Source organism: Mycolicibacterium sp. MU0053 (genome assembly GCF_963378095.1).
Classification (GTDB): domain Bacteria; phylum Actinomycetota; class Actinomycetes; order Mycobacteriales; family Mycobacteriaceae; genus Mycobacterium; species Mycobacterium burgundiense.
Genome location: NZ_OY726397.1, coordinates 3,106,838 through 3,132,911, shown reverse-complemented (window position 1 = coordinate 3,132,911; position 26,074 = coordinate 3,106,838). Strand labels below are relative to the sequence as shown.

The window sequence follows — 26,074 nt, the reverse complement described above, 5'->3', positions numbered from 1 at the left end:
ATCCGCTTACAGCGACCCACGATGACGACCGGAGCCTGTTCGGTACGGACCGAACGGAGCACCATGTCGAGGCCGAGGCGCGGCCTCGGCGAAGGTCAGCAGGTTGGTGGCCGGGATGGTGGTGTCCATGGTCGGGCCTTTCTGCGGGTCTGTTCAGTGACCGGCAGACTTCCCACCAGACGTTCTTTGGAACCGAAACTCCACCGGTTAGCCATCCCCTTCTAGCGCCGCCTTGGTGGCTTTAAGCCATTTTCGGATGTAGCCGCGGTGGGGCTCAGCTGCTTCCTCCAACACGGGCGGGTTATCCGCGAGATACTCGACCAGCCACCGCGACAACCCGTCCCACTCCTCCACAGCGCCAACCGGATGCCGCTCCCAACCGAGTTCCTCCAGCGTCCAGTGGGCCTTGGCCCCATTGCTCAGCATCGAAGCGGTGACCCAGTTCGACTCGTCGTCGCACCCACCTCGGCTCACGGGCACGAGATGATCGACCGTCGGGAACAACTCCCAGAAAGCGATGTGCGTCTCTGAGGCCTTCCAGTTCGCATGTGCCGGGAAGTCGTCCCCGAGCACAACATGGAGGAGCCGGAGAACACCGGGGTTAACGAGTCGCTTGCCCGTGTAGATGTCGATGAAGCCATCGCGCATGAACAGGTCCATCGACTTACCTACCGAGAACCGGCGGGCGATCTTCTCTACCGGCACGAACGGATAGCGCGACCGAAGGGTCGCCTTAGCAGAATGAGAATCCCTGTCCAGAAGAGCAGCGCATACATCGGACAGCACGTCAGCCTTTGGATTTGGGTCCACCCGCACACCTCCTTGCTACTTGGCCGCCGTCCAGCGGCCATACACGTTTATCCGTGGCGGAACTCGAATGAGTTCCGGGACAACTAACCCCAAGTTGCGCGAAGGCTAATCGAGCGGCCGCCCCTGACCTGGTGTCCACACGCGACTCGGCGGTAGCGCGCGTCCGTGCATTCCCAGTGGAGGATCGTCGCGGCTTCGATCACTTAGATTCAGAGGGGTCCGTTTGCTGTCGCGCCGTGGCCCCTAGCAGCGGCGCCCACTGAACGACCGCACGCTCACCGAGTTGCTCCAACAGCGCCGCGATGATGGCGTTGTGCAATCCGAACCCGCCTGGGAATCCGGGCCGGTGCCGATCCAGTTCCTCCTGTGAGCGGTAGCGGACAAGCACGACCGGCGCGCCGTCGCCGTCCTCGCCAACGGAGGCGAGGAACTCTGCGACCAGCTCCGATTTCCGCTCTAGCAGGTCGCCCAGCAGCTTCCGCACATCCGGCTTGATCGTCTGCTCAGAGGCTGGCGATTCCCAGTATTGCCACGTCCTGAGGCTGACGCCGCAAAGGTCAGCAGCGGTCTGCATCGTCAGGCCGCACGACTCCCGCAGCGTCCGCAGGTGCGCGGACGATGCGGGAGAATCAGTCACGTTACTCTCGGACGCGGATCTCGAACTCATCCGTGAATTCGATCAGGCTCCGGTGTCCGCCCTCCAGGCGGGCGACGATGATCGCTGCGGCGTGCTCGCTGCCGGCGAGTTCGCCAATGAGCTGGTCGGCGCTCATTGGCATCCATTCCGCACCGTCGCTGCGGCGCATTTCGAACTGCTTGCCCTCGATGGCTGCGCTCAGACGGTCGATGCTGGTCTCGATGGCGAGTGTCATTTTCGATTCCCTCCGGGGGAGGAGCCGAGCGAGTCTCGCGCTCCATGTTTCGTACCGTAACAGTTGTTGCGTACTTTACGCAACCGCGTGTAATCAGCTGTTAGGCAACAGTTTCAGCTTCGGATGCAAGGCGGGGTGGACGCGGAGCGGTCACAGCTCAAGGACGTGACACGGGCTGCAGCCGGGGCGATCAGTTCCGGTTGAGACCAAACGTCTGGGTCATCAGCGCCTTCTTGTAGTGTGTCTCAGCGGCGTCGACCTCGGAGGACGAGGTGCTGGGTCCGAACACCCGCAGGATGCTGAACACGAAATGCTGGGCGTGGTCCGTCTTTGCGCCGCCGGCGCCGATGCTGGCTTCGGCCAGTTCGCGCAGGGCGCGGTTACCGCCGTGGCCGTCGCCGGCGTAGTCGGCCCACCGGCCCAGGATTCGTTCAGTCCCGGTGGCTTTCCCGACGTATTGCTTGCCGTTGGACGAGTCGGTGATCAGGTAGATCCCCTGCACCTCTCGCAGCGCCACCTGCCAGTCCGCGTAGCGGTCGTCCAAGACCATCTCGCCCAGTTCGGGGAACGGCAGCAGGATGTTGTCGAATCCCGGGAACGGCACGTTATCCCGGGCGGCGATCTTGAGGACCGGCATGCTCGCCGCGTCGGCCGCCCGCCGGTTCCAAACGAGGGGAATGTCCCACTCCACCACCAGCTTTCCGGCTAACGATGCTAGGAATCCGTGACGGCGCAGGTCGAAGTAGCGGTTCGTGGCGGTGCGTTCGGCGCTGATCTCGCCGTGGTTGGCCAAAGTCCCCCACAGCCGGGAGCGCTTCTGGCCATCGGCGACGAGCAGCACCCAGTACGGTTCGGGCTCGGCGGGAAATCGCCGGGCCGGAAACGCTTGGGAACGGGTGTATTCGCGCACCCGGCCCTCGTTCAGATCTCCCGGCCCCTGCAGCCCGCCCTCGTCGCCGGTGTTGAAGCTGTGCCGGATGACGCGGATGTCCTCCAGCCCGATCGGCGGGTCGTACTGTTCGCCGATACCGGTCAGCACGTGCCCAAGCGTGAGGAACGCATCGGCGGCCTCCGATGGGTCGGGGTGCGGATCGGTCACGTGGCCCACCCTATGGCCCGGACTCTGGTCACGGTCGCGGGTTCGGGAGGTTCAATGGTGGGGGACACCCGCGGGGTCCCTCGAGGCGAAGAAGTCGCATCGCGCGTCGGTCGACATCCGAAGGATGGTCCAGTTGCCGAAGCGGGGTTCCGCGATGCACGGCCATCTGTGCCACATCGGCAGGACTGTATTCACACCGCTGCGGGCAACGGCACTGCCCCGGCGGACTCCAGCGATCCCGTTTCTAGAAATTTCTACGGCCCTCTACGGCAAACCGTAGAAATGCCTAGAAATTCACCTGGGCGTGCCGGGCGCGGTGTGGTCCTCGCAGCGCGTGGGCACCGGCTCAGCGGGTGCGTGGGCCAGCGCACCGCACACGACGCACGTCCGCAGTGCATCATCCGTGGCATCGTCGATACGCCGGTACACCATGGGGCGCAGTTCTTCTCGAGAAGTGTCCACAGTCACGCTCAGATCGCCGAGACTCGTCGTCACCTCTAACACGACAAGGTCGGGATCGATGGCCTGCAAATCGACGATCAATTGCGCAAACAGTTGCGCCCACCCGGGCAATGCAAACTGCGGAGACGGGTTCAGCGTCCGCGTTTCCCACAGGTGGTGTTTGCGGGAGACGGGCAGACCGCGCCGCCTACGAGGATGCAGCCGCGCTGGTGACGGTGGCGATCGCTTCGATGAGCTCATCTTCCTGCCCCAGCAGGAAGATCGCGAGCAGGGCGTCCCGGGCGCTCCCCGGTATCCAGTAACCGTATTCGATCTCGTAGGCGCTAGCGCTGTCGGAAAACCGGGTGAACCACATCCGGCCGTCTGGATAGCGGTGCAGGTGAGGGTAGAAGCGCTCGACTTCGGTGATCTCGGCCGACGACGCATCGGCGGGCAGTATGCGGAAACTCTGGTCGAGATGGCCACCATGAAACGCCATGAGCAGGCCCGGTCCGGATTGTCCGAAACCCGGTTTCGCGTACTCACTCGCCTTGTCAGGATCAGCGCAATAGATCGGGGCGTCGGTCGGTTCGACGTCGACTCCGTTGCGTAGCACTGCCGGCAATCGCTCGATGGACGTGCCCCGGAATGCGATCCATTGCTGTCCGTTGACAGGCTCCAAGCTTCTGAACAGTTCGATGATCGGGGCATCGCCAATCTCCGGCTCGCCGTCGCCTTCGCTCAGCCAAACGGGAACGGGCGCTTCTGCGAGCTGCCGGTAAACTCGTGTCATCGCCGGAAAGTATCACCTGCCGGGAGTTCCCCCCGAAGCGTGGGTGTCGTGAGTGGAAATGTGAAACCGAAGCCGTTAGTACCGTTAACATCTCGATTGTGAGTGAAGGCCTTGAGCAGGCAATCAGACGGCTTGACGAGCGGGTCATTCGAGACCCTGATGTGCGAGCCAGTCGCTGGTACGGACCACCACCCGAAGACGACTGCCCCTGCGGGTCGCAGCGTCGAGCGGAACGGTGCCACCGCGCAAAGGACGGATCGTGGATCGCCGAACCGCCTCCACCACTACTGGCCGGTCCTCGCACGGGCTACGCCAATCCGGGCTGCTACGCCCGTGCGAGTCAGGACTGTGACGAGGAACTGACACGCGAGCACTTCATCACTGACGATGTTCTCAACGCGATCTCAGCTGACGGCAAGGTCGTCGTTGTCGAAGGCGCGGCATGGTTGGGCAAGACCGAGAGACGAAAGCAAATCGGTCGTGCGTCACTTTCGCGCAAGATGCTGTGTCGCCGCCACAACACCGCTCTGTCACCGCTGGACAAGATGGCCGCGGACTTCTTCCGGTGCTCCCTAGAGGATCACCTCGACGTTTTCAAGTACTTCGGTAACGACGACCGCGATAGCTTTTCACGTGGCTTCACCATGGTCAGCGGTCCCTACTTCGAACTGTGGATGCTCAAGGTGTTCTGGGGTGCCATCGAGGCTGGTGCACTCGAAGTTGACGGACAGACCGCGTATCGCTTCCGACTCGGCGTCACTAAAGAGCAGTTGGCCGAAATTCTCTGGCGCGGAGCGCCGTGGCCCAAGACCTGGGGGCTCTATGTTCTGCTCAACCGTGACAACGACCGTCCTTCTGTACCGAAGGGTATTCGCCTGCGGCCGGCGAGCGTGGGCGGTGAGATCCTTGGCGGTTACGTGCAGATCGCCAGCTTCGAATTTCTCATCAGTCTCGAGGAGCCACCGGTGCGGCAGATCTACCGCCCTTGCGGTATTACCTTCTCGCGGGTCGGCTTTCCGAAGAGCAGTTACAAGATGATCGCGTTCGCGTGGCCCGAAATCGGACACCCAATCATCAACGCAGTATCCGTGGTGCCCCCCGACAGGGATTATTCGGTGCCGAGTAATCCCCGTGCGGCGAGCCTTCACGGCCAGACCGCACCGGGATCGCTAAACGTGACACCGGTTCCGAGTCGGCCACCGAGGGACTGTCGGCCTGTCGATTTCGGCGAACTACTCTGAGCCCCATGACTTCGGGCTGGCCAGCGGGTACCCATCACGTCGCATACAGCATGCTGCCTGATGTGCTGCTGAACGGATCTTCTCGACATGCGCGCGTGGTGCACGAGCTGTATCCCGGCGAGGATGGATGGGATGCGCAGCGCCTGGCGATCTCGATCGGAACCGCTGTGGAGCTACTTCTCAAGTATGCGCTTGCACTTCAGAGTTTCCATCTGCTGCCGGACAAGTTCGCGATCGAGACGGCGCTGACGCTGGATGGCAAGGGAACCGCAGCTTCGCACTTGCCGCAGCTGACAACGGTCGTTGGATTGGCGGCATTCGACCGAGCGAACGGTCTGTGTGGTCTGCAGCTGAAGAAGGCTGACTTCGAGCAGGTCTTCCAGGTGCGTAACGCAGCTCTTCATCTCGGAGTCGCGTCGACTAGGGCGAACGAGGTCGCTTTCAAGCAGATGGTGCTGCTCACCGACCGGCTGTTTACGTGTCTGAGCACCGAACCGTCGACGCGGGTTCAGTACTGGGGCGGTGAGGACGCCGAGAAGTTCGTCCGCGCGATCGTAGACAAGGCGATCAGCGAAGCAAGGGTCCGATACGAGCAGTTGCTGCGCCGAGCACGGGATGACTACCAGAAGCTGACAGAGAGCCTGGTGGAGGCTGGAAAGTCTGAGGTCATCAGGCAGTTCGCAGAGGTCCCTCCGACCATCAACTCAGGTGCTGAGGAGGTGTCGCCATACCAGTGCCCCGCGTGCCACAACATGGGGTGGGTCGTGTACGAAGTGCACCGTAGCCCACCGACAGTCGAGTACTCGGAGGAGGGTGGATACGGTAATCAGCCCTTTGCCGCATATGTCGAGCGGGACGGCTCCGCCGATCGGTTCGAATGTGGCGTATGCCGACTCAAGCTGGACCGCCGAAGTTATCTGGTCGAGGCTGCGGTGCCCCTGGAGATACAGCTGCACCCAGATGATGCGACTCAGGAGGAGATCGATGAGTACGAGGCAGATCAAGTCGAATCGCACATCGATTTCATGATCGATGTGGCTCGGGGGAAGTAGCCTTTCCCACCCCTCCGATAACCTCGATCCCTTCGCCTTGGCGGAGTCACCCGGAGCCGCCATGTCCGCTCTAGCGCCCCAGCAGATCCTGGCGCGGTTCCGCGCTCTGCACTCGCACAAAACACCGCGGCCGGGGTGACTACGGCAGTTGCGGAGCCGTCGTCGGCCACAAACTCGACCTCATACCCGCCTCTTCCGTAACTGCCGACGACCGTGCCCACCGCACCGGGGGTCAGTCCAGCACTCGGAGTTCGGAATCACGGTGCCGCCACCTTGATCACGTTCGCCCCCGCCCTACAGGTACTGTCCCGCGCCGGGGACCGTCGCCTTGTACCGGCCGTCTCCGACCTCGGCCAGCAGCGACGCCGTTGTCAGTTCCCCGTCGTCACCGTTGGAAAGCACTGCGCGGCGCACGATCTCGCGCAGATCGCTGCCGCTGGTCTGCTCCGGCAGCCGTGATGCCACCGCTGCGGTGTCTACAGCGGTCCCACCTGGGAGGCCGGCCAGCAGCGCCGCCAGGATGCGCGCGGCGTCGGCCCGGGTGGGGTAGCCGACCTCGACGATGGAATCGAAGCGGCCGGTGCGGATCGCGGCGGCGTCGAGGGTGGCGGCGTCGTTGGTGGAGGCGAGGGTCAGGATCCGTGCGTCAGGGGCGATGTCCATGGCCTGCAACAACTCTGACAGCCCGCCCCCACCGTTGCCCCGGTTGCGGTCACGGCACCACAGATCCACGTCTTCGAGCACCAGGAGCACCGGTCCGCCGAGCTGCTGCGCTGCAGAGACCACCGAGGTAAGCAGGGCCTCACCCGCCCGCGCCTCCACGTAGATGACGGTAAAGGTTCCGACGACCTCGGCTGCGATCACCGCTGAGACCGCCGACTTCCCCGTCCCGGGAGGGCCGACCAGCAGCACCCCGCGACGGGCGCCCAGCCCGTGCGCGTTGAGCAACTGGTGCCGGTCGCGGACCGCGGTGACTCCAAGATCGATTTCGCGCCAGACGGTTTCGGCGACGACAACGGTGTCGCGGGTCAGGGCGGCTGGGAGGTCGATGACGGTGAGTTTGAGGCCAACGCTGTAGCTCGTACGCACCGCGCGGCCTCGGTACGGGCTGAGTTCGGCGGCTCGGGCCATCAGCCGGTCCAGTACCGCACGCGCCTCGGCCTGGCGCGTGTGGTGGACGAAAATGGTCAGCTGCGGGGTGTGGACGTGCGAGTCACGGACCCGGATCGCGACCACGCACGGCACCCCGTCGATCAGCGTGCCGGCGGGGAATCCGGCGCGCAAGCTTGCCGGGTGCCGGTAGGTGGTGTCGCCAATCTCGGAGGTCATCCACGCTGGCGGATCGGCGTACATCCCCGGGCCGAGTTCCACCGCACCATCGTGCTCGTCGAGCAGTTCGGCCAGGGCAAGAGCCGCTGTCAGCCGCGCTACCGGCGCCAGCACGTGCTCCTCGGTCGCCGCCTCTCCCAGGTGCCTCACGCCGAGGCAGCGAACGGTGAAGCCGGTGGCGTTCTCCGGCTCGTCAGCGTCGCGGTCCGTGACGCCGGCGAGCAATTCACCGAGGGCGATCAGTGCACGGCGCGTGGGCTCTCCCTGAGCATTCAGCCAAGCGGCGGCGTCGTTGATCGGGTGGCGGGTCAACGGTATTCGCGGCTGCTCGGCATGTACACCGTGCCCGCCGGCCGGTCGCCGTAATGAGCCTCATCTGGCACGGCGACCACCGTGATCCCCGCCACCCGCACCTCGGCTCCCATGACGGCCAGCTCCTCCAGCTGCGATCGCGTCAGCGGCACCGTGCCGGGTGCGGCGACGGCTTCGCCCGCGCCGGCGCTCGGCACAGCGGTGGCCATGATCTGGCCGCACGGGGACCGCAGGGTTCGGGCGCTGAGTGGGTCGTCGAGTTTGTCGGTGAGGGCGGTGATGTTGCGCTGGGTGAGTTCGAGAGTGTCCGTGTCGGGGATCCACTTCATGACAGTGAGCCTGGCACGCCGATGTGACACGCGGCGTGCCGGGTGGGGTGGTTCTCTAAAATAGAGAATCGGTTGTGGGAGAGACGGATTGAGGTTCGGGCGCTGCTGTGGTCACCCGTCGCGCCGCTGAGCGATCGTCCCGCCCTTGACGGCCTCTGAAACCGTCTCATCACCATGCAGCACCGCTTCATCCGAGGTGGCGTGGCGGGTGATCTGCTCCGCGGAGTCTCTCTTCGGGTTGCTGGGGGCACCCGCGCCGATGCCGCCCATCGGCCCCATCACCGGCGCACCACCCATCGGACGCGCGGCGTCACCGGGCCGCTGCGCCGCGTTGGTCCCCGTCGCCTGGTCGGTGCTGGCAGCTGACAGGCCCGTGCGGGCACCCTCGCTGCGGCCGGTCGTGTTCGCGTCGGTGGTCAGGCCCGCGGTGCTGGTCCCGGTCGGCCCGGACGGGGTCGGGGGTGCGGGCGCGGCGGCCGGTGCAGTGGCAGGTGCGGTGGGCGGGCTGGTGACGGGGACCGTCGCGAGAGCTGCGGCGACGTCGGGGATGTCAGCGGGGGTGATCGCGTTCGCTTTGTCGTTCCGCGGCTGCGACGCCGCGGTGGGCGCGGACAGCGGAGCGGCGACCGGGGCCGGAGCCTGCGGCTGTTGCAGGAACGGCACGGGCTGCTGCTGCGGGCGCTGCGTCGTCGCCAGCAGGTCGGCCACCGCGGCGTTTTGTGCGGAGGTGGGGCCGGTGTTAGCGGGAGCGATGGACCGGGGAGCGGTCGGGGTGCGGGGTGCGGCGGGTGCGCTGGGGGACGAGGGTGTGCCGAGGCCAGGCTGGGTCATGACCTTCTTCCCGTGAATGGGACGCTTCACGCCGCTGCCGCCGTCACGGTCTCGATCCGCGCCCAGCGTCGCCGCAATCCTCTCCATCGCGTCCTCGAACGCCGCTGCTGCCGAGGCGCGCTCGGCCGTCAGGTCGCGAAGCCGCTTCCGCGCGGCGGCTGCTGCGTCGCGGCTTGCCGTGCGCGTGGCTACGTCAGAGTCCGCAGCAGCAGCCAGCGCTATCTTCGTCTCGTCGTACGCCGCGGCGGCGGACTCTAGCTCGGCGTCGGTGGGGGAGGTCTTCAGGAACGCCTTAGCTGCCGCGCGGGCTGCCTCGACCGCAGCCGCGATGCGCAGATGCCGATCCACGGTCCGGTCTGCTCGCTGGCGCGCCTCGCCGAGGATTTCGATCGCGCGGTTCACGGTGACACCCGTGCCGGCCGAAGGCAGCTCGACGGTCCCCGCTCGGCGAAGGTCATCTGCCGAGGCCTCAAGGCGAGGCGCGACACCGCGGATGCCAGCGCCGGTAGGCCCGTCAAGAAACTCAAAAGCGGGGATGTCGCGGAAACCGCCGTATACGCCGAGGCTCATGGGTCGATTCTCCCAGGTTTCCGCAGGTGGAACCCGGCGCGACGCGGTCAGGGCGCCGTGGCCAAAACCGCACCGAGCCGTGCCAGCGCCGGCTCTGCGTAGGTCGCGGTCGTAGTCAAAGCGTTTCCGCCCTCGAGGATTCCAATGACCGTGGCGCGCTTGGTCACCCTGTCGACAACGAAAACCGGTGCGCCGGAGTCGCCTTCATCGGTGATCGCGCTGAACCGGATCCGGCGGTCGTCGTCGGGGTCGAGCAGCTGGCCGCAGGCCACCCCGGCCAGCGCGCCGTTCAGGCACACCGGGCTGCCCGCCGGCAGACTACTGCGCACCTCCGGCGCGCTCATCACTCGGTGCACTGGAAACCCGGCGATCGACGATGCTCGCGGGTCGACCCCGCCGGGCACCCAGATCGCAGCAGAGTCGATACCTCGGTCGTCGTCCTCAGCGGCGGTCGCGATCCCCAGCAGCTCGGTCTCGCCGTCGGCAGTGGTTTGCAAGAATTGCTCGGCTGCGTACCCGCCTATGCCGCAATGGCCAGCGGTCAAGAATCCGGCGCGGTTGCCGTCGACGCTGCGAATCGCGGGGCCGAGGGTGCAGAAGTCCATGTCTCCGCTGCTGTTCAGCAAGTGCAGCACCTTGGTGCCTGGCAGCGGCACCGGACCGTACTGCGCGCCGTCGACGTTGTCGCGGGGTGCCTCGACACCTTGACCGGTCACGTCCATCCACCGGTTCGCTGCTGCTGCTGCTGCTGCTGCGGGCGCCGCCATGGTCGCCGCTGTCGGTGTCACACCGACCACCGGCACCCCGTCCACCGTCGCCCCGCAGCCGACCGCCACCGCGCAGGCAACGGCCAGCGCGGCAGTAGCGACAGCGGTCCGGGTCATGGTCCTGATTCTCCCATCTCAGTCACATCCGCCGCGCCTTTGGCCTGGATGGAGGTCTGCTCGTCGTAGAAGTCCCGTAGCTCGCCGCTGACCGCCGCTACCTTTTCGGCGATAGGCGTCACCTCTGCCGCCAACTCCGCACTGCTGTCGACAAGCGCGGCCATGAAGAGGCTCATTGCCGGTCCGACCGCCGCGGCGGAACTGCCCGGTTCATCCGCGGCGTTGGCCTGAGCGGCGGCGATGGACGCGGCGATCCGGCGGGCATCCTCACCGGCCTCGGCGATGTCGGCGGCGGTAGCGTCGAGGCAGTCGATCGCGGCTTGGAACTTTTCGCGGTCGAAAATGGCGACGACATCGGTTTCAGGTGTTTCAGACATGGGAAAGAGGCTGCTCCGCCCCGTCGCCGTTCACCTCACGCGGCGCGGCTGGGTGGGCGGCACGGGGAACTCAAAGCGTCGATTGCGGATGCCTCTCGCTCAGTGGGTGCGGAAACTCCCCAGGCACATCCGTGCTGTAGAAGTAAATTGCGTCCATCACCGCGGTGGCAAGTTCGGCGCCGCTGCGTTCGGTGACCGGCCCGATGAGTCGCACCAGGGGCAGCCCGCGGACGACCATCACATCGACTGCAGTCACTTCGACGCCTCCTGGGTCGGTTCGGCCAGCGCGGCGGCCAGCGCCACCGCGACGGGGAACAGCGCGGCGGTGAGCTGACCAGCGGTATCGAAGGCGCTGAAGCGCAGCTGGATGAAAGTCACTGTCTCCGCGGCGGTCACGGTGAGAAAAACCTGTTCACGCTCGTCATCCACGGACGCGCGAGCGTGGGGTTGGAGGTGGGACTCGCCGACGAATGGCTCTGCGGCGGCATAGAACTCGTTGGCTCGTCCTTTCACTCCCTCCACGGCTGTGAAACGCGGATCGGCAGCCAGTAGGGCGCGGACCGCGTCGGGGTCCGCCGACCTGTGCTTGGAGGTGTCGGTTTCAGATGTCTCGGTCATGCCCCGCACTCTCCTCGTGATTGGCGTCCGGGGCGGTGCGCGGCGCGGGTGTGAGGGTGGTGGCAGATTCGGGACCCCACCGCCCCCGGCTCGGGGCGCTTGCGGCGTCCGTCCGGCAAACTCTCATCCCGGCTGGTGAAATGTTCTCGATACCTGGTTCACCCGCTCTAACCGGACATTTCAGCGACCTCGATGACGATTCTAGCCCGAAATCGTCATCGATGACGGTTGTGAAATGCACCTTGACCAGCTGCGATGACGGGATGACGCGATGACGCATGTTTCGGGGTACCCCTCCCGGACCGCTTCTCTCTCGGCCAGAGCAACAGGCTCCAGCTATTTGTATAGATACGCTAACTAGAATCAGCCATATATAGGTCATTGCCTTTGCTGAACCTGAGAGCCACGCTGAGAGGAAGGCTGCTCCCGGAGGGGGCGCCCTGGAATTCGCGTCATCGCGTCATCGCGTCATCGAGGCAGGTCAGGACTAATTTAGGGATCGTCATCAATGACGATTTTTGGCCGTAATCGTCATCGGCGAGCGTGAAACTGAAAGAGACGGTTCGATTATGCGGCCTCGACGGCATCCGCTATGCGATCCCAGCGACGGTCAGAAGTTTGCTAGATGGGGTATCACCCGCTGAGAAGCGCCAGACCCCGGCAGCCGCGGCTACCGGGGTCTGGTTGGTAGTGGTGGTCAGGCGATGCTGCCGATGGTGGGCGCCGGTGGCGGTGGCGGTGCTGCGGCCTGCTGCTCATGCTGATTAAGCGACCGGAGGATCACCACATCTTCCATGCTGTCGCCTGTGCCGATCACGTCGACCCGACCCCGCAGCACGAGATCGCGGATCCCCGCGTCGCGGAAATTCCGCAGGCTCCTCGTCAGGTTGCTAGCGCCCAGCTTGCCGCGCGTCGCCTTCCCGCCGAACCGCATCTGAAGCATTTGGAGCTGCTTGTCGGCGGCCTTAGCCGCCATCTCGCTGCTCACCGATCGCTTTTTGGCGTCGGTTTCGGCCAACTCGATCCCGCGCAGGTTGCCGGACTTCCGTCGCTCCTCTTCAGCAGCGGCTTGCGCCACTTCGACGAGATCGAAGATCATCCTGCAGCGCACTTCCATGATCGCCGCGGCGGCAAACCAGTGCGTGTCCTGGGGCTGAGGCAACCCGTCGAGCACCGCCAGCACCGCGCAAATCTTGAGCTGCTGCAGTAGCGCGTGGCGTTCGGAGATCGCCGCGGCTCGATCTGCATCGGCCAGACCGCCGTAACCGCCATCGGCCGCAGCTACGTTCGCGGTAGCCGAGCGCCATTCCTCATCGAGCAGTTCGTCCACCGCTGCGGGCGGCGCGACCACCCACACCGGCCGCGTACCAGCCGTCTGCGGGAGCATCGACGGGGATCCGTCGAACCAGTACACCGGCTCGACCTGCAGCCGCGGCGGGTAGAACGCCCCGCGACGCGGCATGCGCTGAGCGCCGATCCACAGGAACCGCTGCGGGGTCCCGCGGCCCGTCTCGTCGAACATCGGGGTCACCGCCTCGGGCTGGGCGCCCAGCCGTATGCCGAAGCGGTAGGTGTGTGCGGCGACCATGGAGTGGCGTTCACGATCGCTGGTGATGTTGCCGACGTCGCCGCCCATCCACATCTGGCGATACAGGCCAGAGGCCTTAGTTCCCTGGCGGCCCATCTCCGCGACGAACACGTCGATCTCGTCGCTGCTGAGCAGCACCGAGTCGCAGGATCGCGACTCGCCGACGTTGGCGATACGGGTCTCACCGTCGGGCACGTACTCGTCGCTGTCCTCGTCGTCCGCAGCGCGCGGGAACAGCTTCAAGATTCCCTCGCCGGTGCCCACCGGAACCATCTGCACATCGGGGACCAGTGCGTCAGCGGCGGCCAGCGTCACCGACTTGCCCGATGCCGGAGGACCGACAAGCACCGAGTAGAGGTTGATCGAAGTCCCCAGGCCGGTGGGGCCGGCGGGCAGCTCCGCGGCGGCGGCTCCGGCTGGCGCCAGCCGCACCGTCGGTGGGATGTGCGCGGCTACTCGGGGCAGCAGCGCTGCCAGCATTCCGAACCGGCTGACTCCACGTGAATCGGCAGCTGCGGCGACTTGGCTCAATCCCGGTGTCGCCGAGAAGACCCACTCGTGTTTCACGGTCTCGTGCGACTTCCGGTTTGCCAAAGGGGGGAACACGTTGGCGAACTCAGTCCGTGCTCCGCGCACCGGCGGAACATGGTCAGGTACGGGCGGCAGGGGATATTCGTGGATCTCGCCCTCGCCCGGCTGCGGGATCTCCCCGAACACCAATCCCTGAAACCGCTTGATCTCTCGCTTCGGCTTCGCCGCGGGTTCCGGCTCTGGCACTGGCTCCGGGTCCTCCCCACCCGCGGCGTCTCCGCCCTGCAGCACCGTCAGCCGCGGTGTCGCCGGGACCCCGCCTGCGATCGGCGAGGCGCCGTGGATTTCACCCCCGGCGGCGGTGCCGGTGTCAGGCATCATGCTGCGCAGCGCCATTGCCGCGCGCCGGAACAGCGCGGCGCGCTCCGTATCGCCGACGGCTTCGGCTTCGCGAGCCGACTGCTCGTAGTGTTCCGGGCGCACCGGGGTCAGCGGCTCGACGCCGCCGCCCAGCTCGATTCCCACCGACGCAGCGGCCTCGCGGCGTGAGACTCCACGCAGCGCCACTGAAAGGTCCAGGCGGCTCAGGTGATCGCCGTCCAGCTCCAACTGCCCGATCATGGTGCCCGACCAGATGTGCGCTCCGGAGCCCTGCTCGCAGTTCTCGTGCAGGGTCGCCGACTTGATGTTGTCCGCGCCGGCGAAGTGCCAGATTTCGCAGCCGCAGCCATCCACTTGTCCGGTCGGCACCAGGCGGGGGTCGCCGTCGAGCCAGTCGGCCCACGGCACCGCATCGATGCGGTCAGACAGGTCCTGAGAGCGCGCATCGGCCTCGATGCGTTCATAGGCCGTCTTGGGCGCCAGGCAGCCGTGCAGCGGCTCGAGGCCCGGAGGGCACGGGACGGCGCGGTCGAACAACCACATCGGCGCCGTGGCAATGTCCGCGCCGTCGCTGGCGAGGTCCAGCGGCCCACCCACGGCGGGCGCGTAGAAGTATCCGGGAGCCTCATGCAGGCGTGACGGCGGTGCAACGGCGTAGCGGCGCCCCGCCAACACGTCGATGATCCCCCCGCAAGGCAGGGTGATTCCCATCGCATCGGATGGCAGCGTGACCGCGTCGATTCCGTCGGGGACGCGCAGCCAGGTGTGGGAACCGCCGTGCTTGGCGCTGGCAGAGTCCTGCGCTTTAGCCGGGATGACGGTGGGCGTGAACCCCGCTGCGGTCACAGCGGCGGTGGCGGTGGCGTTTTCGGCGTCCAGGCAGATCATGCGTGACGAGGCGAGGTTTACGCCGATGTTGCCGCCCTTGTTTAGGCGGGCCTGGGCATCGGCGAGGGTCAGCGCCGCGGCCAACTGCCACTGTTTGGCTGTCGGAGTTTTCAACCCGGGCGAGAGCGGCATCAGATGCGCGCGGAGACTCACCATGCGCTCCAGCGGATCAGCTGCGGCCGGGGTGCTCGCGGCGGTCATCGGGTCACCGCCAGATGCCCGACCACCGCTGCGAGATCAGGGGTGTCGGCGGGCACTGTGGTCCATGTCCGGCCGTGGCGACGAGCGCGGGACCGGGCGGCGGCGGCGTGTCGCCGCCGCGCACGTGCGCGGTCGGGAGTTTCAGTTATGATGAGCATCAGCAGTTTCTTTCTCTTTCAGTGCCTTGGTGGGGCTACGGATTGGGATGCGGATGGCCAGCCTGGGGGCTGGCCATTTTGCATTTCAGGGGTCAGTCACGAGCGAGCGGCGCAACAAGCCCTTCGAGGTCCGAAACGCGAATCCGCACCGATCCGGAAGGCAGCCTCAATGCGGGCAATTGCCCGTCGGCGATCCAGCGCCATACCGACCGCTGGCCAGCATTGAGCAGCGCAGCGGCGACGGGGACGGTCACGACCGACGCGGGTACACCGTCGACCGTGGGGGGTGTGAAGGTGGTGGTGGCAGTGGTCATTTGGGCTCTCCCATACACGTTTTGTGTGGATGTGGACACCCGGGCCACCCGACCGCACAACGCCCCGGCGAGGGCGGGATCGGGTTCCGGTATGAGAGCCAGTTGCCATTTCGGACGCCCACTGAGGGTTCGTCCCCGGCCACGCCGAGCCGGTACGCGATCAGTATGCCATGCCGCGCCGTGTCGAGCCATTGAGACGACACGACACGCCTGACGCGAATCGTCGTTTCCTGCAACGGTATTCCTTGTTTTAGAGAATCGGAACCGGTCCCAATTCTCTAAAACTGGGATTTCAAAACCGTTCCGGGCACGTCGAATCGGCAGGTCAGCACCTGAAATGCACTGTGCCCCCACCAGATCAGCGGAGGCACAGTGTGGTTCGGCGGCACTTGTGCGTTAGCAGACGCCCCTCAGCTGTGCCTGCCACATGCTGAACGCGGAGAAGATGCCCGCGTTGAGCACGTCCTGCAGCTCGTCGAGGGGGCCGCGCAGCATGGGGTCACTGATCCCGATGTAGACAATGCGCCCGTCCTGCACGACAACGGCCACATGCGGATCGTCGGGGTCGTCGATGAAGATGCCTACGGCCTCAGCCGCGGTGAACGCTCCTTTGCTCCACGCCGCCTCGATGTCGCCGAGCACGTCGCCGCTCACTTCACCGCTCCCGGATCAAGTCCCGGCGTCGATGCGGAGGGCGGCTGTTCACCGATCCCGGTGTCGGTGGCGGCTTCGTTGGCCGGCCCGCCGCTTTCAGCCTGTTTCGGCACGCCGGGCGTCCCGGTGGCCGGAACTGACTGTGTTGCAGCCGGATCCACCATCACCGCCACCGTCTCACCGCCAGGCACATCGAACGGCACCGCCCCCCGCGTCGGGCCACTCACCGGTCCACCGGGGCCGCCATCGCCGGGGTCACCGAGGCGGAAGTACCCGGCCCTGTCACCGAGGTCCTTCGGCAGCATGTCCGCATCCACCACTTGATATGCGGACAGGTCGTAGAACTTGCCGTCTCCCAGGACCATGAAGCTCTTCTCACCGGCGACGAGGACGTCGCCGGGCTTGGCATCGACCGGAGCGATCTGGCTGCCCGGGTCCTGACCGGGGACCGGTGGGGTCAACCCGGCTTGCGCCGCCGCATCCGACAGCGCCACAGGGTTGTTCGGGTTCGCCGCGCCGAGCAGCTGAGCGAGCTTGGCAGTCTTGGCGTCGGGGAACCGCACCTTCTCGCCCTTCACGTCGACTTCGGTGTCCGGCTTGGCGGCAGGCTTCGCCGCCGCGGGCTTGTCCGGTCCCGCCACTGTGGCGGGAACGGGCGCAGCAGCAGGAGCAGTAGGAGCGGCCGCGGGGTTCACCGGCTTCTCGGCGGACTTGTTATCCGGCTTGGCAGCGGCGAGCTTCGGCGTTTCCTCCTCGTGCCGCTCGCGCTTGCGGTCCAGCCCGTCGTCCAGCTTGCGGCCCTCCGACTTCGGCGTGGTCGACGGTCCGGCTAGCGGAGTTCCGCCCGGTGCGCCACCGCCCATCGGTGAGCCCATCCCGCCCATCGGGTTGCCCATCGCCGGTTGGCTGCTCCTCAGTGCGGACAGCAGCTTTCCGAGGTCGTCCTTAGTCTCGGTGGGCTTCGACGGAGCGACCGGAGCGACCGGACCGACCGAAGCGACTGGTGCGGCGGGTGCCGGAGCGACCGGCGTTGTGGGAATCACAGGCCCCGCCTCCTCCATCCGCCGCTGCTTCGGAGCCTCGCCGTAGACCGGTGCCAGCACCGGCACCAGGTCCGGGGTCAGCTTCGACAGGTGCTCGTCGGCAGCGGCGATACGAGCCGAGGCGTTACCCAGTTCGGTGCGCAGCGTGGTCGCCGGTCCGCCGTCGGTCAAAGAACCGTGCTCGGCGAGCTGCAGTCGCGCCGCCTGGTTCGCGGCCAACACAGCCTTGTAGGCATCGCCCGCCGCGTCAGAAGATGCGCTCAGTTGGGCGACGATCTTCGGCGCCAGTTCCGGCAACGCGGCCATCGCCTGGAAGTGCGGCGCAAGTTTTGCGCGGTACTCCATGATGTACGGCTCGCTGCTGGAGGCCATCGTCGCCTCGATCTTCGCGAAGTGGTCAGAGATCCCGTTGAGCCAGTTGGCTACCTCTTTCCGGACTTTTGGGGTGTCGATCCGCAGGGTTTCGGGAGGGTTGGAGTTCCATACGTTGCCGTTGGGGCCGTCCTGGAACGAGAACACGCCGCGCTGGGCGGCCGTTAGCCCCTTGTCGAGGTCGGTGACACCGCTGATCTCATTGGCGGTCCCGGGGAGCATCTGCGTGGTGGTGCCGTTGGGCGCATCCCACTCGCCGATCCCTCCATCGCCGACCACGTCCCGCAGCAAGCTGGCGCCGATCGCGACCCAGCCGATCGGCCCCGGGATGATGCCGATGGCGTGGAGCGCCGCGCCGATGTAATCGCCGTCCTTGAAGTCGTGAAAAGCCTGAGCGCCGGAAGCGAGGGCACCCAGGACTGGGACGGCCTTGATAGCACCCTTGGTCAGGCCGCGAGCTGCGCCAGCGGCCGGTCCGCTCCCCGGCAGTGCCTTCCCGGCGGCCTCGGCACTGGCGTTGGCCCAGTATCGGCCCGCGTCCCACTGCGCTTTGGCAAGGCCGCGAACGTTTTTGATGGGTTCGCCGTCCTGATGCCGCAGCCCGGCCTTGGCGGCCGCGCTGGCCAAGCCCGGTGGCAGGGGCTTGGCCTTGCCCGCCTCGGCAGCTTTCGCCGCCCCGCGGTCACCCTTCGCGCCGTCACCAGGCTTGGACCCGTTGCCGTCGCCGCCCTTGGAGCCGTTGCCGTCGCCGCCCGTCGCTCCGTTGCTGTCACCAGCTTTCGGGCTGGCACCGGACTTGTCGGCCGCACCGGATTTCGCATCTGCCCCGTCCGCCGCCTTGCGGGACTCCGCCTCGGTGGCGGTGGGATCGTTCGCGCCGTCGCTCATCGGCTGGCCTCGACCTTCGCGGCGTAGCGGCGTGCGGTAGTGGCCGAGATGCCGTACGCGGCTGCGACGGCCTCGACCCGCTCACCCGCCGCGACACGGCGACCGACCTCTGCCCTCGCAGTGGGGCTGCCGATCTTGTATTCGAAACTGCGCCCTGGGACGCCTCTGGTTTTGGTCATGCGCGCATGGGAGCACGCCGCGTGGCACCGCGACGGCCGCGGCGCGGGTCGGCCCGCGCACCTGTTCAAACACGGCCCCGATGACCCACCGATGACCCATTCACCGCGGCGACCCGCGCGGTGCGCGGTGGGAAACACCTGGTCAGCGAAACGGGCGGCGAGCAGCGAACAGGGCGAATAGATCACCGCCGTTCTCACACGCGGAAGGTCGCTGGTTCGAAACCAGCCGGGACCACCAGGTCAGCCCAGGTGCTTGGCCAAAATGCTCAGCGTTCCTCTGCCCATCGACTCCCTGATGGACGCGGCCAGCGTGATTCTTGGCTCCGCCTCAATCCCCGATGAACGTGACCGTTTCTGCCAGCGGTGCGCGGCCGGTGCGAATGAAGGTCACGTCGGGGTCCTCGTAGCCAATCGACATGCCGCAGAACAAGATGAGGTCCTCGGGCGGCAAGACTGCCTCCGCGACAGTTTCACGAACCTGGGACCAGGCCATCTGGGGGCAGCTGTGCAACCCTTCGGCACGCAGCAGCAACATGACGGTCTGCAGGTACATGCCGAGGTCCGCCCATTGCGGTCGGCCCAGATCACGGTCGATGTAACAGAACAATGCGGCCGGTGCCCCGAAACAATCCCAGTTGCCGATCGCGGCTCGCTGACGTGCCTCCCAGTCATCGCGGGTGATACCGAGCGAGCTGTACCGCTCCCTACCGAATGTGGAACGCCGCGCACCGTACGGGGCCTTCAGGGCGGCTGGGTACATCTCGAATTCTCGCTCGTCCCAGGGGTCTCCGGCGGACACCCGCTCCACGGCAACCTTCTTGAGGCGGGCCAGCGGTGCGCCGGTGACCACGTAGATCCGCCACGGTTGCAGATTCGATCCTGATGGTGCCCAGGCTGCGGCGGACAACACCCGCTGCAGCACGTCGCCCGGGACCGGCTCGTCGCTGAACCCTCGCACCGCCCGCCGGCTCTGCACCGCTTCGTACACGTTCACTATTGCGCCTTCCGCGTGACTGTTTGTGCCGTCCATTCCACTCGCAGCTGCCCAGCCGGAACGAACCCTTGAGAGTCCGTAGTCCGTATGGGGGAGTGCACTATTCGCGCGCCGTCCCTCGCAACGCTGTTTCGAGGATCCAGTCGCGGATGCGATGGGCTCGATGTGCACCGAGGGCACCCGCAACGCCGGACGCGGTCAGTAGTCCCAGCCGGCGGGAACGCAGCGGAAGACGTCCCCCGCGGTCGCCACATGGCAGACCGACGGGAACGGCAGGTGGGTGGCCACCAGGGCCTCCCCGGTCGCCGCCAGCTCCCGCAGGAGCTGGACCCGGACCCGGGTCGATTCCTCGGGGTCGTGTTCGAAACCGTTGTGCCACTGCGGGTTGTCGAACCCGGGTGCGAACACGGCGTCGCCGGCGAAGGTCAGTCCCTCGCCGCCCGAGGCCAGGCGCACGATGCTGTGCCCGGGGGTGTGACCTCCGGTGCGGGCGACGAGTACCCCGGGCGCCACCTCGTACTCCGTCTCGAAGGTGCGCAGGTGGCCGCGGTATTCGTCGAGGAAGCGGGACGCGATCGACCGCAGCGCGTCCGGCACCGGCGCAGGCATCTCGGTGTGGGAGAAGTCGGGTGCCTCCCAGAATTCGGCCTCGGCGCTGGCGACGTGCACCCGCAGATCGGGGCGCAGCCGTTCCTTCAACCCGGCGGTGAGCAACCCGCCGACATGGTCCATGTGCAGGTGGGTGAGCACCACGTCGGTCACGGCCGAGGGATCGATACCGGCGGCCTCGAGTCGGTGGACCGTCTGGCCGGCGCGCGGGAAGTCCGGGAACTCCACCCCGAGTCCGGCGTCGACGAGAATGGTTCGGTCGCCACTGCGCACCACCACCACGTTCAACGGCCAGTCGAGCACGTCCTGCGGCAAAAACCTGTCATCGAGCCAGTGCCCGAACTCGGTGGGGTCGGCGTTGGTTGCCATCGTCCTGGCGGTGATCGGTAACACGCCGTCGCTGATCACCAGCACTTCGATGTCGCCGACCTGCACCGCGTAGCGCGACGGCACCAGCTCGTCGAGTCGCTGGCTACCTACCGCAGCAAGATTGTCCACGCTCATGTCTATTCTCCTGACCGCCGTCGCCGACGTTAAAATGAACCCTTCTGCTCGGTCGAACGCGGCGGCGCTCTGGAGTTCATCCCCGTCGTCGAAGTTCGGTGTCAGCCGGGACCGGCGGCGGTTCACCGAGACCGCGTTACCCGATGCGGATCAGCTTCTTGTTGACGAATTCGTCGATGCCGAACCGGCCCAGTTCCCGGCCGAAGCCGGAGCGCTTGACCCCGCCGAACGGCAACTCGACCCCCTCGGCGCCCACGCAGTTGACGAACACCATGCCGGCCTCGATCTTGTCGGCCACCCGCTTGGCCTGTTCCTTGTCGGTGGCATACACGTAGGACCCGAGCCCGAAAGGCGTGTCGTTGGCGAGTTCGACGGCCTCGTCCTCGGAGTCCACCTTGAAGACCGTGGCCACCGGACCGAACAGTTCCTCGTGGTAGGCCGGCGAGTCCTTGGTGACGCCGGTCAGCACGCCGGGCGGGAAGAAGGCACCCTTGCGTTCCCCGCTGGAGACCAGATTGGCGCCGTTGTCCACGGCGTGGCTGACCTGTTCGGCGAGCCGGTCCGCGGCGGCCGCCGACGACAGCGGGGCCAGTCCGTCGGCCTTGGCAAGGACCTTCTTGGTGAACTTGTCGAGGAACTCGTCATACACGTCGGCCGCGACGATGATCCGCTTGGCCGCGTTACACGCCTGTCCGGTGTTCTCGAACCGTCCTTCGACCGCGGCGTCCACGGTGGCGTCGAGGTCGTCGGAGCCGAGCACGATGAACGGGTCGGACCCGCCGAGTTCGAGCACCACCTTCTTGAGGTTGCGCCCGGCCACTTCCGCCACCGCCGCGCCGGCGCGCTCGGAGCCGGTCAGCGAAACCCCTTGCACCCGTGGGTCGGCGATAGCCTCGGCGATCTGTTCGTTGGTGGCGTATACGTTGACGTAGGCGCCCTTGGGGTAGCCGGCGTCGTCGAAGATCTGTTGCAGCGCCGCGGCGGACTCGGGGCACTGCGGCGCGTGTTTGAGCACGATGGTGTTGCCCAGCGTGAGGTTCGGTCCGGCGAACCGGGCCACCTGGTAGTACGGGTAGTTCCACGGCATGATGCCCAGCAGCACGCCGACGGCCGAACGCCGGATCAGTGCCGAGCCGTCGCCCTCGAGCAGCGTGATGGGTTCGTCGGCAAGAAACTTCTCGGCGTTGTCCGCGTAGTACTCGTAGATGGCGGCGGAGAACTCGGCTTCGCCCTTGGCCTGGTCATAGGGCTTCCCCATCTCCCGGCCGATGATCTTGGCCAGTTCGTCGGCGCGTTCGGCGTGCAACTGACCGACCTTGCGGATGAGTGCGGCCCGCTCGGCAACCGTCGACGACTTCGACCACTGGCCGAACGCCGAGGCGGCGGCGGCCAGTGCCTGCTCGATCTGTTTGTCGGTCGCGGTCGGGTATTCCTTGATCGTTTCCCCGGTCGCGGGATCGACGACGGCGTACTTGGTCATGACGGGTTCTCCTTCGCGGTGCGCACGGACATTCCGTTGCGGCCAGCCTAAGCCGCACCACGCCTCGGGTGCCCGGTCTTTCGACCACCGAATCGAACCCGACTAGAGGGACAACCCCGCGGTCGTGCTCAGGCCGCCGTCAACCGGGATCACCGCGCCGGTCACGTAATTGCTGGCGCGCGCGGCCAGGTAGATCGCCGCGCCCATCATGTCCTCGGCCCGGCCGATGCGCTGGACCGGCGCGCTGGCCGCCAGTTGCTCGCCCACCGCGTCCAGCGTCGCGGCCATCATCTTGGACTGAAAGGGCCCTGGCGCAATGGCATTCACCAGGATCTTCGGAGCCAGCACGTGAGCCATGTGTTTGGTCAGCTGGTGCACGGCCGCCTTGGAGGCCGAATAGGAGAACGTGGGCGTGCGCGGCACCACGATGCCGTCGACGGAACCCACGTTGATCACCCGGGCCGGGTCGTCCTCGACGGCGGCGGCGTCCAGCAGCGGGCGCGCCAACTGGGTCAGCGCGAACGGCGCCTTGACGTTGAGCGTCAGCACCTTGTCGAAGGCCTCGAGCGGGAACGTGTCGAAGGGTTCACCCCATACCGCGCCGGCATTGTTCACCAGGATGTGCAAGCGGTCCTCGCGGCCGCCCACGTCATCGATGAGCGCGCGGCACTGCGCCTCGTCGCTGACATCGGCCGGGATCGCGAACACGTCGCCGAACTCGGAGAGCTGCCGGACCGCCGCGGCGCACGCGTCGGGTTTGCGCGACGACACGTACACCTTGACCCCGGCCCGCAGGTAGCCCTCCGCGATCATCAGGCCGATGCCGCTGGTGCCACCGGTGATCAGGGCCGTCTTACCGGCCACGGAGAACAGTTCTTCGACCATGCCCGCAATGTAGACCTCGTCCCGGACCCGTGACCAAGTGGACTGAATGGTCTATGATTCGTCAATCGCCGGTGGCAAGGGAGCAGCGATGACTGAGCAGAAATCCGCAGTCTGGCAACCGACTGCGTGCATCCTGTGCGAATGCAACTGCGGGATCGTCGTGCAGACCGAAGGTCGGCATCTCGCCCGCATCCGCGGGGACAAGGACCATCCCGGCAGCCAGGGCTACACCTGCAACAAGGCCCTGCGACTCGATCACTACCAGAACAACCGGGCCCGGTTGACCTCCCCGCTGCGCCGCCGCGCCGACGGTAGCTTCGAGGAAATCGATTGGGACACCGCGATTGCCGAGATCGCGGCGAAGTTCGCCGACGTCCGCGACCGCCACGGCGGCGACAAGATCTTCTACTACGGCGGCGGCGGGCAGGGCAATCACCTCGGCGGTGCCTACAGCGGCGCATTTCTCAAAGCGCTCGGCGCCCGCTACCGGTCAAATGCCTTGGCCCAGGAGAAGACCGGCGAGGGTTGGGTGGATGCGCAACTCTACGGCGGCCACACCCGCGGTGAGTTCGAGCATGCCGAGGTCGCGGTGTTCGTCGGTAAGAACCCGTGGATGTCGCAGAGCTTCCCGCGGGCCCGCGTGGTGCTCAACGAGATTGCCAAGGATCCGATCCGGTCGATGATCGTGCTGGATCCGGTGCTGACCGATACCGCGAAGATGGCCGACTACCACCTGCGGGTCAAGCCCGGTACCGACGCGTGGTGCCTGGCGGCGCTGGCCGCCGTGCTGGTGCAGGAGAACCTGTGCGACGAGGCATTTCTCGCCGACCATGTCAACGGCGCCGACGTGGTCAAGGCCGCCTTGGCTGAGATCTCCGTCGCCGACTACGCCGCCCGAAGCGGCGTGGACGAGGAACTGTTGCGCGCGGCCGCGCGCCGCATCGCCGCTGCCGGGAGCGTCGCGGTGTTCGAGGACCTGGGCGTGCAGCAGGGCCCGAACAGCACGCTGTGCTCGTATCTGAACAAGATGCTGTGGATCCTCACCGGCAACTTCGCCAAACGCGGTGGCCAGCATTTGCATTCTTGGATGGCGCCGCTGTTCGCACCCGGGGGAGTGGGCCGGACGCCGGTCACCGGGGCCCCGATCATCGGCGGTTTGACGCCGAGCAACGTTGTGCCCCAGGAGATTCTGACCGATCACCCGGACCGGTTCCGGGCCATGATCGTCGAGAGCAGCAATCCGGCGCACTCCATTGCGGATTCGACGGCCATGCGCGCGGCGTTGGAGGCGCTGGAATTGGTGGTGGTCATCGACGTCGCAATGACCGAGACCGCCCGGTTGGCGCACTACGTGCTGCCGGCCGCCTCACAATTCGAGAAGGTCGAGGCGACGTTCTTCAACCTGGAATTCCCGCACAACAACTTTCAGCTGCGCCACCCGATCTTTGAGCCGGCCGCAGGCACCCTGCCGGAACCCGAGATCTGGGCCCGGCTGGTACGGGCGCTGAACTACGTCGACGACGGCGACCTGGAACCGTTGCGGCGCGCCGCCCGCCAAGGCCGGGACTCCTACGCCCAGGCGTTCCTGACGGCCGTGGCCACCGTGCCCGCCCTGGCCAAGACGCTGCCCTATGTGCTGTACGAGACGCTCGGTCCCACCCTGCCCGAGGGCCTGGCCGGGGCCGCGGCGCTGTGGGGCCTGGCGCAGAAGGTGGCGTTGACCTACCCGGAGGCGCTCGCGCGGGCCGGTCACGCCGACGGCAACGCGCTGTTCGACGCGATCTTGACCCAGCGCTCGGGCGTGACGTTCACCGCGCACGAATACGCCGACGACTTCGGGTTGATCAGCCATGCCGACCACAAGATCGCGGTGGAGATCCCCGAACTGCTCGCCGAGCTACGGAAACTGCCGGCCACCCCACCCCAGTTCACCACCGCGGAGTTCCCTCTGGTCTTGGCGGCCGGCGAGCGGCGGGCCGACACCGCCAACGACATCATCCGCGACCCGAGTTGGCGCAGACGGGATCGCGATGGTGCCCTGCGGATCAGCGTGGCAGACGCCCAGCAGCTGGGCCTGGTGGACGGTGGCCGCGCCAGGGTGACGACCGCGGCCGGCAGCGCCGAAGCCACCGTGGAGGTCAGCGAAACGATGCAACCCGGACACGCCGCACTGCCCAACGGCTTCGGGCTCGACTACACCGACGCCGACGGCAGGGTCCACGTGCCCGGAGTGGCCCCCAACTCGCTGACGTCGTCGGACTGGCGCGACGCCTTCGCCGGGACGCCGTGGCACAAGCACGTCCCGGCGCGCGTGGAGGCGATCGCTACTCGATGATCCCGGTGCCGCGCCGCGTGCTCAGCTCCGTGCCGCCCTTGCCGAGGACCAAGCCCAGCGCCAACATCAACGCTGCCAACCCGAAGTGCAGCCAGTTGTCGGCGGTGTTGACCGGCACGAAGTTCGCTGACGACTGCTGGTTGATCACCACGCCGTAGATCCCCAGCAGTGCGTAAATTACACCGCTGACCAGCAGAAAGCCCCGTGCCCCGGAGAACGTGCGGGCCAGTGCCAGACCGGCCACGCCGAACGCTAGATGCACCAGGTTGTGCAGGATCGAAACGTGAAAGATGCCCAGGAGCATCGCCCCGGAGTGGTGGCCCGCGAAGGTCAGCTGATCGAAGTTTGTGGTGATCCCAGGAATGAACCCCAAGATCCCCACCAGCAGAAAGACCGCGCCCACCACCAGCGCGGCGAGTTGGACCGGAGTGCGCGTCCGCTGCGCACCCGCCGAACGTGCCGGCTCTGAACCTGTCATTGTTCCTCCCTGAGACGGTGACTTGCTGCCCACA

27 protein-coding genes are annotated in these 26,074 nt (G+C 66.5%); 3 read left to right on the top strand and 24 right to left on the bottom strand.

Annotated elements, in window-relative coordinates; genetic code table 11:
* Positions 1 to 207: 207 nt before the first annotated feature.
* The 6 genes from RCP80_RS14525 to RCP80_RS14500 form a co-directional block, all read right to left on the bottom strand.
* Positions 208 to 810, bottom strand: a complete 603-nt coding sequence (locus RCP80_RS14525) for an HNH endonuclease (protein WP_308478345.1) — start codon at positions 808 to 810, stop codon at positions 208 to 210.
* A 199-nt stretch (positions 811 to 1,009) separates the two neighbouring features.
* A complete protein-coding gene (locus RCP80_RS14520) occupies positions 1,010 to 1,447 on the bottom strand; it encodes an Aca2/YdiL-like domain-containing protein (RefSeq protein WP_308478344.1) in 438 nt (145 codons plus the stop codon).
* Position 1,448: 1 nt separating this feature from the next.
* Entirely contained in the window at positions 1,449 to 1,682 is a 234-nt protein-coding gene (locus RCP80_RS14515; protein ID WP_308478343.1) for a hypothetical protein, read from the bottom strand.
* Between the two features lie 190 nt (positions 1,683 to 1,872).
* Positions 1,873 to 2,781: a GIY-YIG nuclease family protein gene (locus RCP80_RS14510; protein WP_308478342.1), complete on the bottom strand. Its 909-nt coding sequence runs from the start codon at positions 2,779 to 2,781 to the stop codon at positions 1,873 to 1,875.
* A gap of 294 nt (positions 2,782 to 3,075) precedes the next feature.
* A complete protein-coding gene (locus RCP80_RS14505) occupies positions 3,076 to 3,324 on the bottom strand; it encodes a hypothetical protein (protein ID WP_308478341.1) in 249 nt (82 codons plus the stop codon).
* Between the two features lie 106 nt (positions 3,325 to 3,430).
* Complete coding sequence (locus RCP80_RS14500) at positions 3,431 to 4,015, bottom strand: hypothetical protein (RefSeq protein ID WP_308478340.1); 585 nt, start codon at positions 4,013 to 4,015, stop codon at positions 3,431 to 3,433.
* A 98-nt stretch (positions 4,016 to 4,113) separates the two neighbouring features.
* Between RCP80_RS14500 and RCP80_RS14495 the strand changes: the two genes are divergently transcribed.
* Positions 4,114 to 5,256, top strand: a complete 1,143-nt coding sequence (locus RCP80_RS14495; protein ID WP_308478339.1) for a hypothetical protein — start codon at positions 4,114 to 4,116, stop codon at positions 5,254 to 5,256.
* Between the two features lie 5 nt (positions 5,257 to 5,261).
* Positions 5,262 to 6,308: a hypothetical protein gene (locus RCP80_RS14490; protein ID WP_308478338.1), complete on the top strand. Its 1,047-nt coding sequence runs from the start codon at positions 5,262 to 5,264 to the stop codon at positions 6,306 to 6,308.
* Here RCP80_RS14490 and RCP80_RS14485 read toward each other — a convergent pair.
* From RCP80_RS14485 to RCP80_RS14405, 17 genes are all read right to left on the bottom strand, one after another.
* Complete coding sequence (locus RCP80_RS14485; RefSeq protein WP_308482851.1) at positions 6,257 to 6,544, bottom strand: DUF4926 domain-containing protein; 288 nt, start codon at positions 6,542 to 6,544, stop codon at positions 6,257 to 6,259. The two genes, RCP80_RS14490 and RCP80_RS14485, sit on opposite strands and share 52 nt — an antisense overlap.
* Before the next feature lie 58 nt (positions 6,545 to 6,602).
* Entirely contained in the window at positions 6,603 to 7,949 is a 1,347-nt protein-coding gene (locus tag RCP80_RS14480; protein ID WP_308478337.1) for an AAA family ATPase, read from the bottom strand.
* Positions 7,946 to 8,278, bottom strand: coding sequence for a hypothetical protein (locus RCP80_RS14475; protein WP_308478336.1), 333 nt, complete (start codon positions 8,276 to 8,278; stop codon positions 7,946 to 7,948). Before RCP80_RS14475 ends, RCP80_RS14480 begins: the two co-directional genes overlap by 4 nt.
* Before the next feature lie 111 nt (positions 8,279 to 8,389).
* Complete coding sequence (locus RCP80_RS14470; protein WP_308478335.1) at positions 8,390 to 9,679, bottom strand: hypothetical protein; 1,290 nt, start codon at positions 9,677 to 9,679, stop codon at positions 8,390 to 8,392.
* A 47-nt stretch (positions 9,680 to 9,726) separates the two neighbouring features.
* A complete protein-coding gene (locus RCP80_RS14465; protein WP_308478334.1) occupies positions 9,727 to 10,563 on the bottom strand; it encodes a chymotrypsin family serine protease in 837 nt (278 codons plus the stop codon).
* Positions 10,560 to 10,940, bottom strand: a complete 381-nt coding sequence (locus tag RCP80_RS14460; RefSeq protein WP_308478333.1) for a hypothetical protein — start codon at positions 10,938 to 10,940, stop codon at positions 10,560 to 10,562. The genes RCP80_RS14465 and RCP80_RS14460 overlap by 4 nt, the downstream gene beginning before the upstream one ends.
* Before the next feature lie 70 nt (positions 10,941 to 11,010).
* Complete coding sequence (locus tag RCP80_RS14455; protein ID WP_308478332.1) at positions 11,011 to 11,196, bottom strand: hypothetical protein; 186 nt, start codon at positions 11,194 to 11,196, stop codon at positions 11,011 to 11,013.
* Entirely contained in the window at positions 11,193 to 11,558 is a 366-nt protein-coding gene (locus tag RCP80_RS14450; RefSeq protein ID WP_308478331.1) for a hypothetical protein, read from the bottom strand. The genes RCP80_RS14455 and RCP80_RS14450 overlap by 4 nt, the downstream gene beginning before the upstream one ends.
* A 697-nt stretch (positions 11,559 to 12,255) precedes the next feature.
* A complete protein-coding gene (locus RCP80_RS14445; RefSeq protein WP_308482850.1) occupies positions 12,256 to 15,078 on the bottom strand; it encodes a bifunctional DNA primase/polymerase in 2,823 nt (940 codons plus the stop codon).
* Between the two features lie 319 nt (positions 15,079 to 15,397).
* A complete protein-coding gene (locus RCP80_RS14440; protein WP_308478330.1) occupies positions 15,398 to 15,619 on the bottom strand; it encodes a helix-turn-helix domain-containing protein in 222 nt (73 codons plus the stop codon).
* Positions 15,620 to 16,015: 396 nt separating this feature from the next.
* Entirely contained in the window at positions 16,016 to 16,273 is a 258-nt protein-coding gene (locus RCP80_RS14435) for a hypothetical protein (protein WP_308478329.1), read from the bottom strand.
* Positions 16,270 to 18,576: a hypothetical protein gene (locus RCP80_RS14430; RefSeq protein ID WP_308478328.1), complete on the bottom strand. Its 2,307-nt coding sequence runs from the start codon at positions 18,574 to 18,576 to the stop codon at positions 16,270 to 16,272. Before RCP80_RS14430 ends, RCP80_RS14435 begins: the two co-directional genes overlap by 4 nt.
* On the bottom strand, positions 18,573 to 18,755 hold the full coding sequence (locus RCP80_RS14425) for a hypothetical protein (protein ID WP_308478327.1): 183 nt from the start codon (positions 18,753 to 18,755) through the stop codon (positions 18,573 to 18,575). Before RCP80_RS14425 ends, RCP80_RS14430 begins: the two co-directional genes overlap by 4 nt.
* Positions 18,756 to 19,083: 328 nt before the next feature.
* Complete coding sequence (locus tag RCP80_RS14420) at positions 19,084 to 19,749, bottom strand: nitroreductase (RefSeq protein WP_308478326.1); 666 nt, start codon at positions 19,747 to 19,749, stop codon at positions 19,084 to 19,086.
* A 198-nt stretch (positions 19,750 to 19,947) separates the two neighbouring features.
* Positions 19,948 to 20,862 (bottom strand): MBL fold metallo-hydrolase, encoded by a 915-nt coding sequence (locus RCP80_RS14415; RefSeq protein ID WP_308478325.1) that lies wholly within the window; start codon positions 20,860 to 20,862, stop codon positions 19,948 to 19,950.
* Between the two features lie 136 nt (positions 20,863 to 20,998).
* Complete coding sequence (locus tag RCP80_RS14410; protein ID WP_308478324.1) at positions 20,999 to 22,342, bottom strand: NAD-dependent succinate-semialdehyde dehydrogenase; 1,344 nt, start codon at positions 22,340 to 22,342, stop codon at positions 20,999 to 21,001.
* 102 nt (positions 22,343 to 22,444) lie between these two features.
* Positions 22,445 to 23,227, bottom strand: a complete 783-nt coding sequence (locus tag RCP80_RS14405; protein WP_308478323.1) for an SDR family oxidoreductase — start codon at positions 23,225 to 23,227, stop codon at positions 22,445 to 22,447.
* Positions 23,228 to 23,315: 88 nt separating this feature from the next.
* Here RCP80_RS14405 and RCP80_RS14400 point away from each other — a divergent pair, with 88 nt between their 5' ends.
* Positions 23,316 to 25,562 (top strand): molybdopterin-dependent oxidoreductase, encoded by a 2,247-nt coding sequence (locus tag RCP80_RS14400; protein ID WP_308478322.1) that lies wholly within the window; start codon positions 23,316 to 23,318, stop codon positions 25,560 to 25,562.
* Here the strand turns inward: RCP80_RS14400 and RCP80_RS14395 are convergent.
* Positions 25,552 to 26,040: a DUF4383 domain-containing protein gene (locus tag RCP80_RS14395; RefSeq protein ID WP_308478321.1), complete on the bottom strand. Its 489-nt coding sequence runs from the start codon at positions 26,038 to 26,040 to the stop codon at positions 25,552 to 25,554. The genes RCP80_RS14400 and RCP80_RS14395 overlap by 11 nt on opposite strands.
* Positions 26,041 to 26,074: the final 34 nt, after the last annotated feature.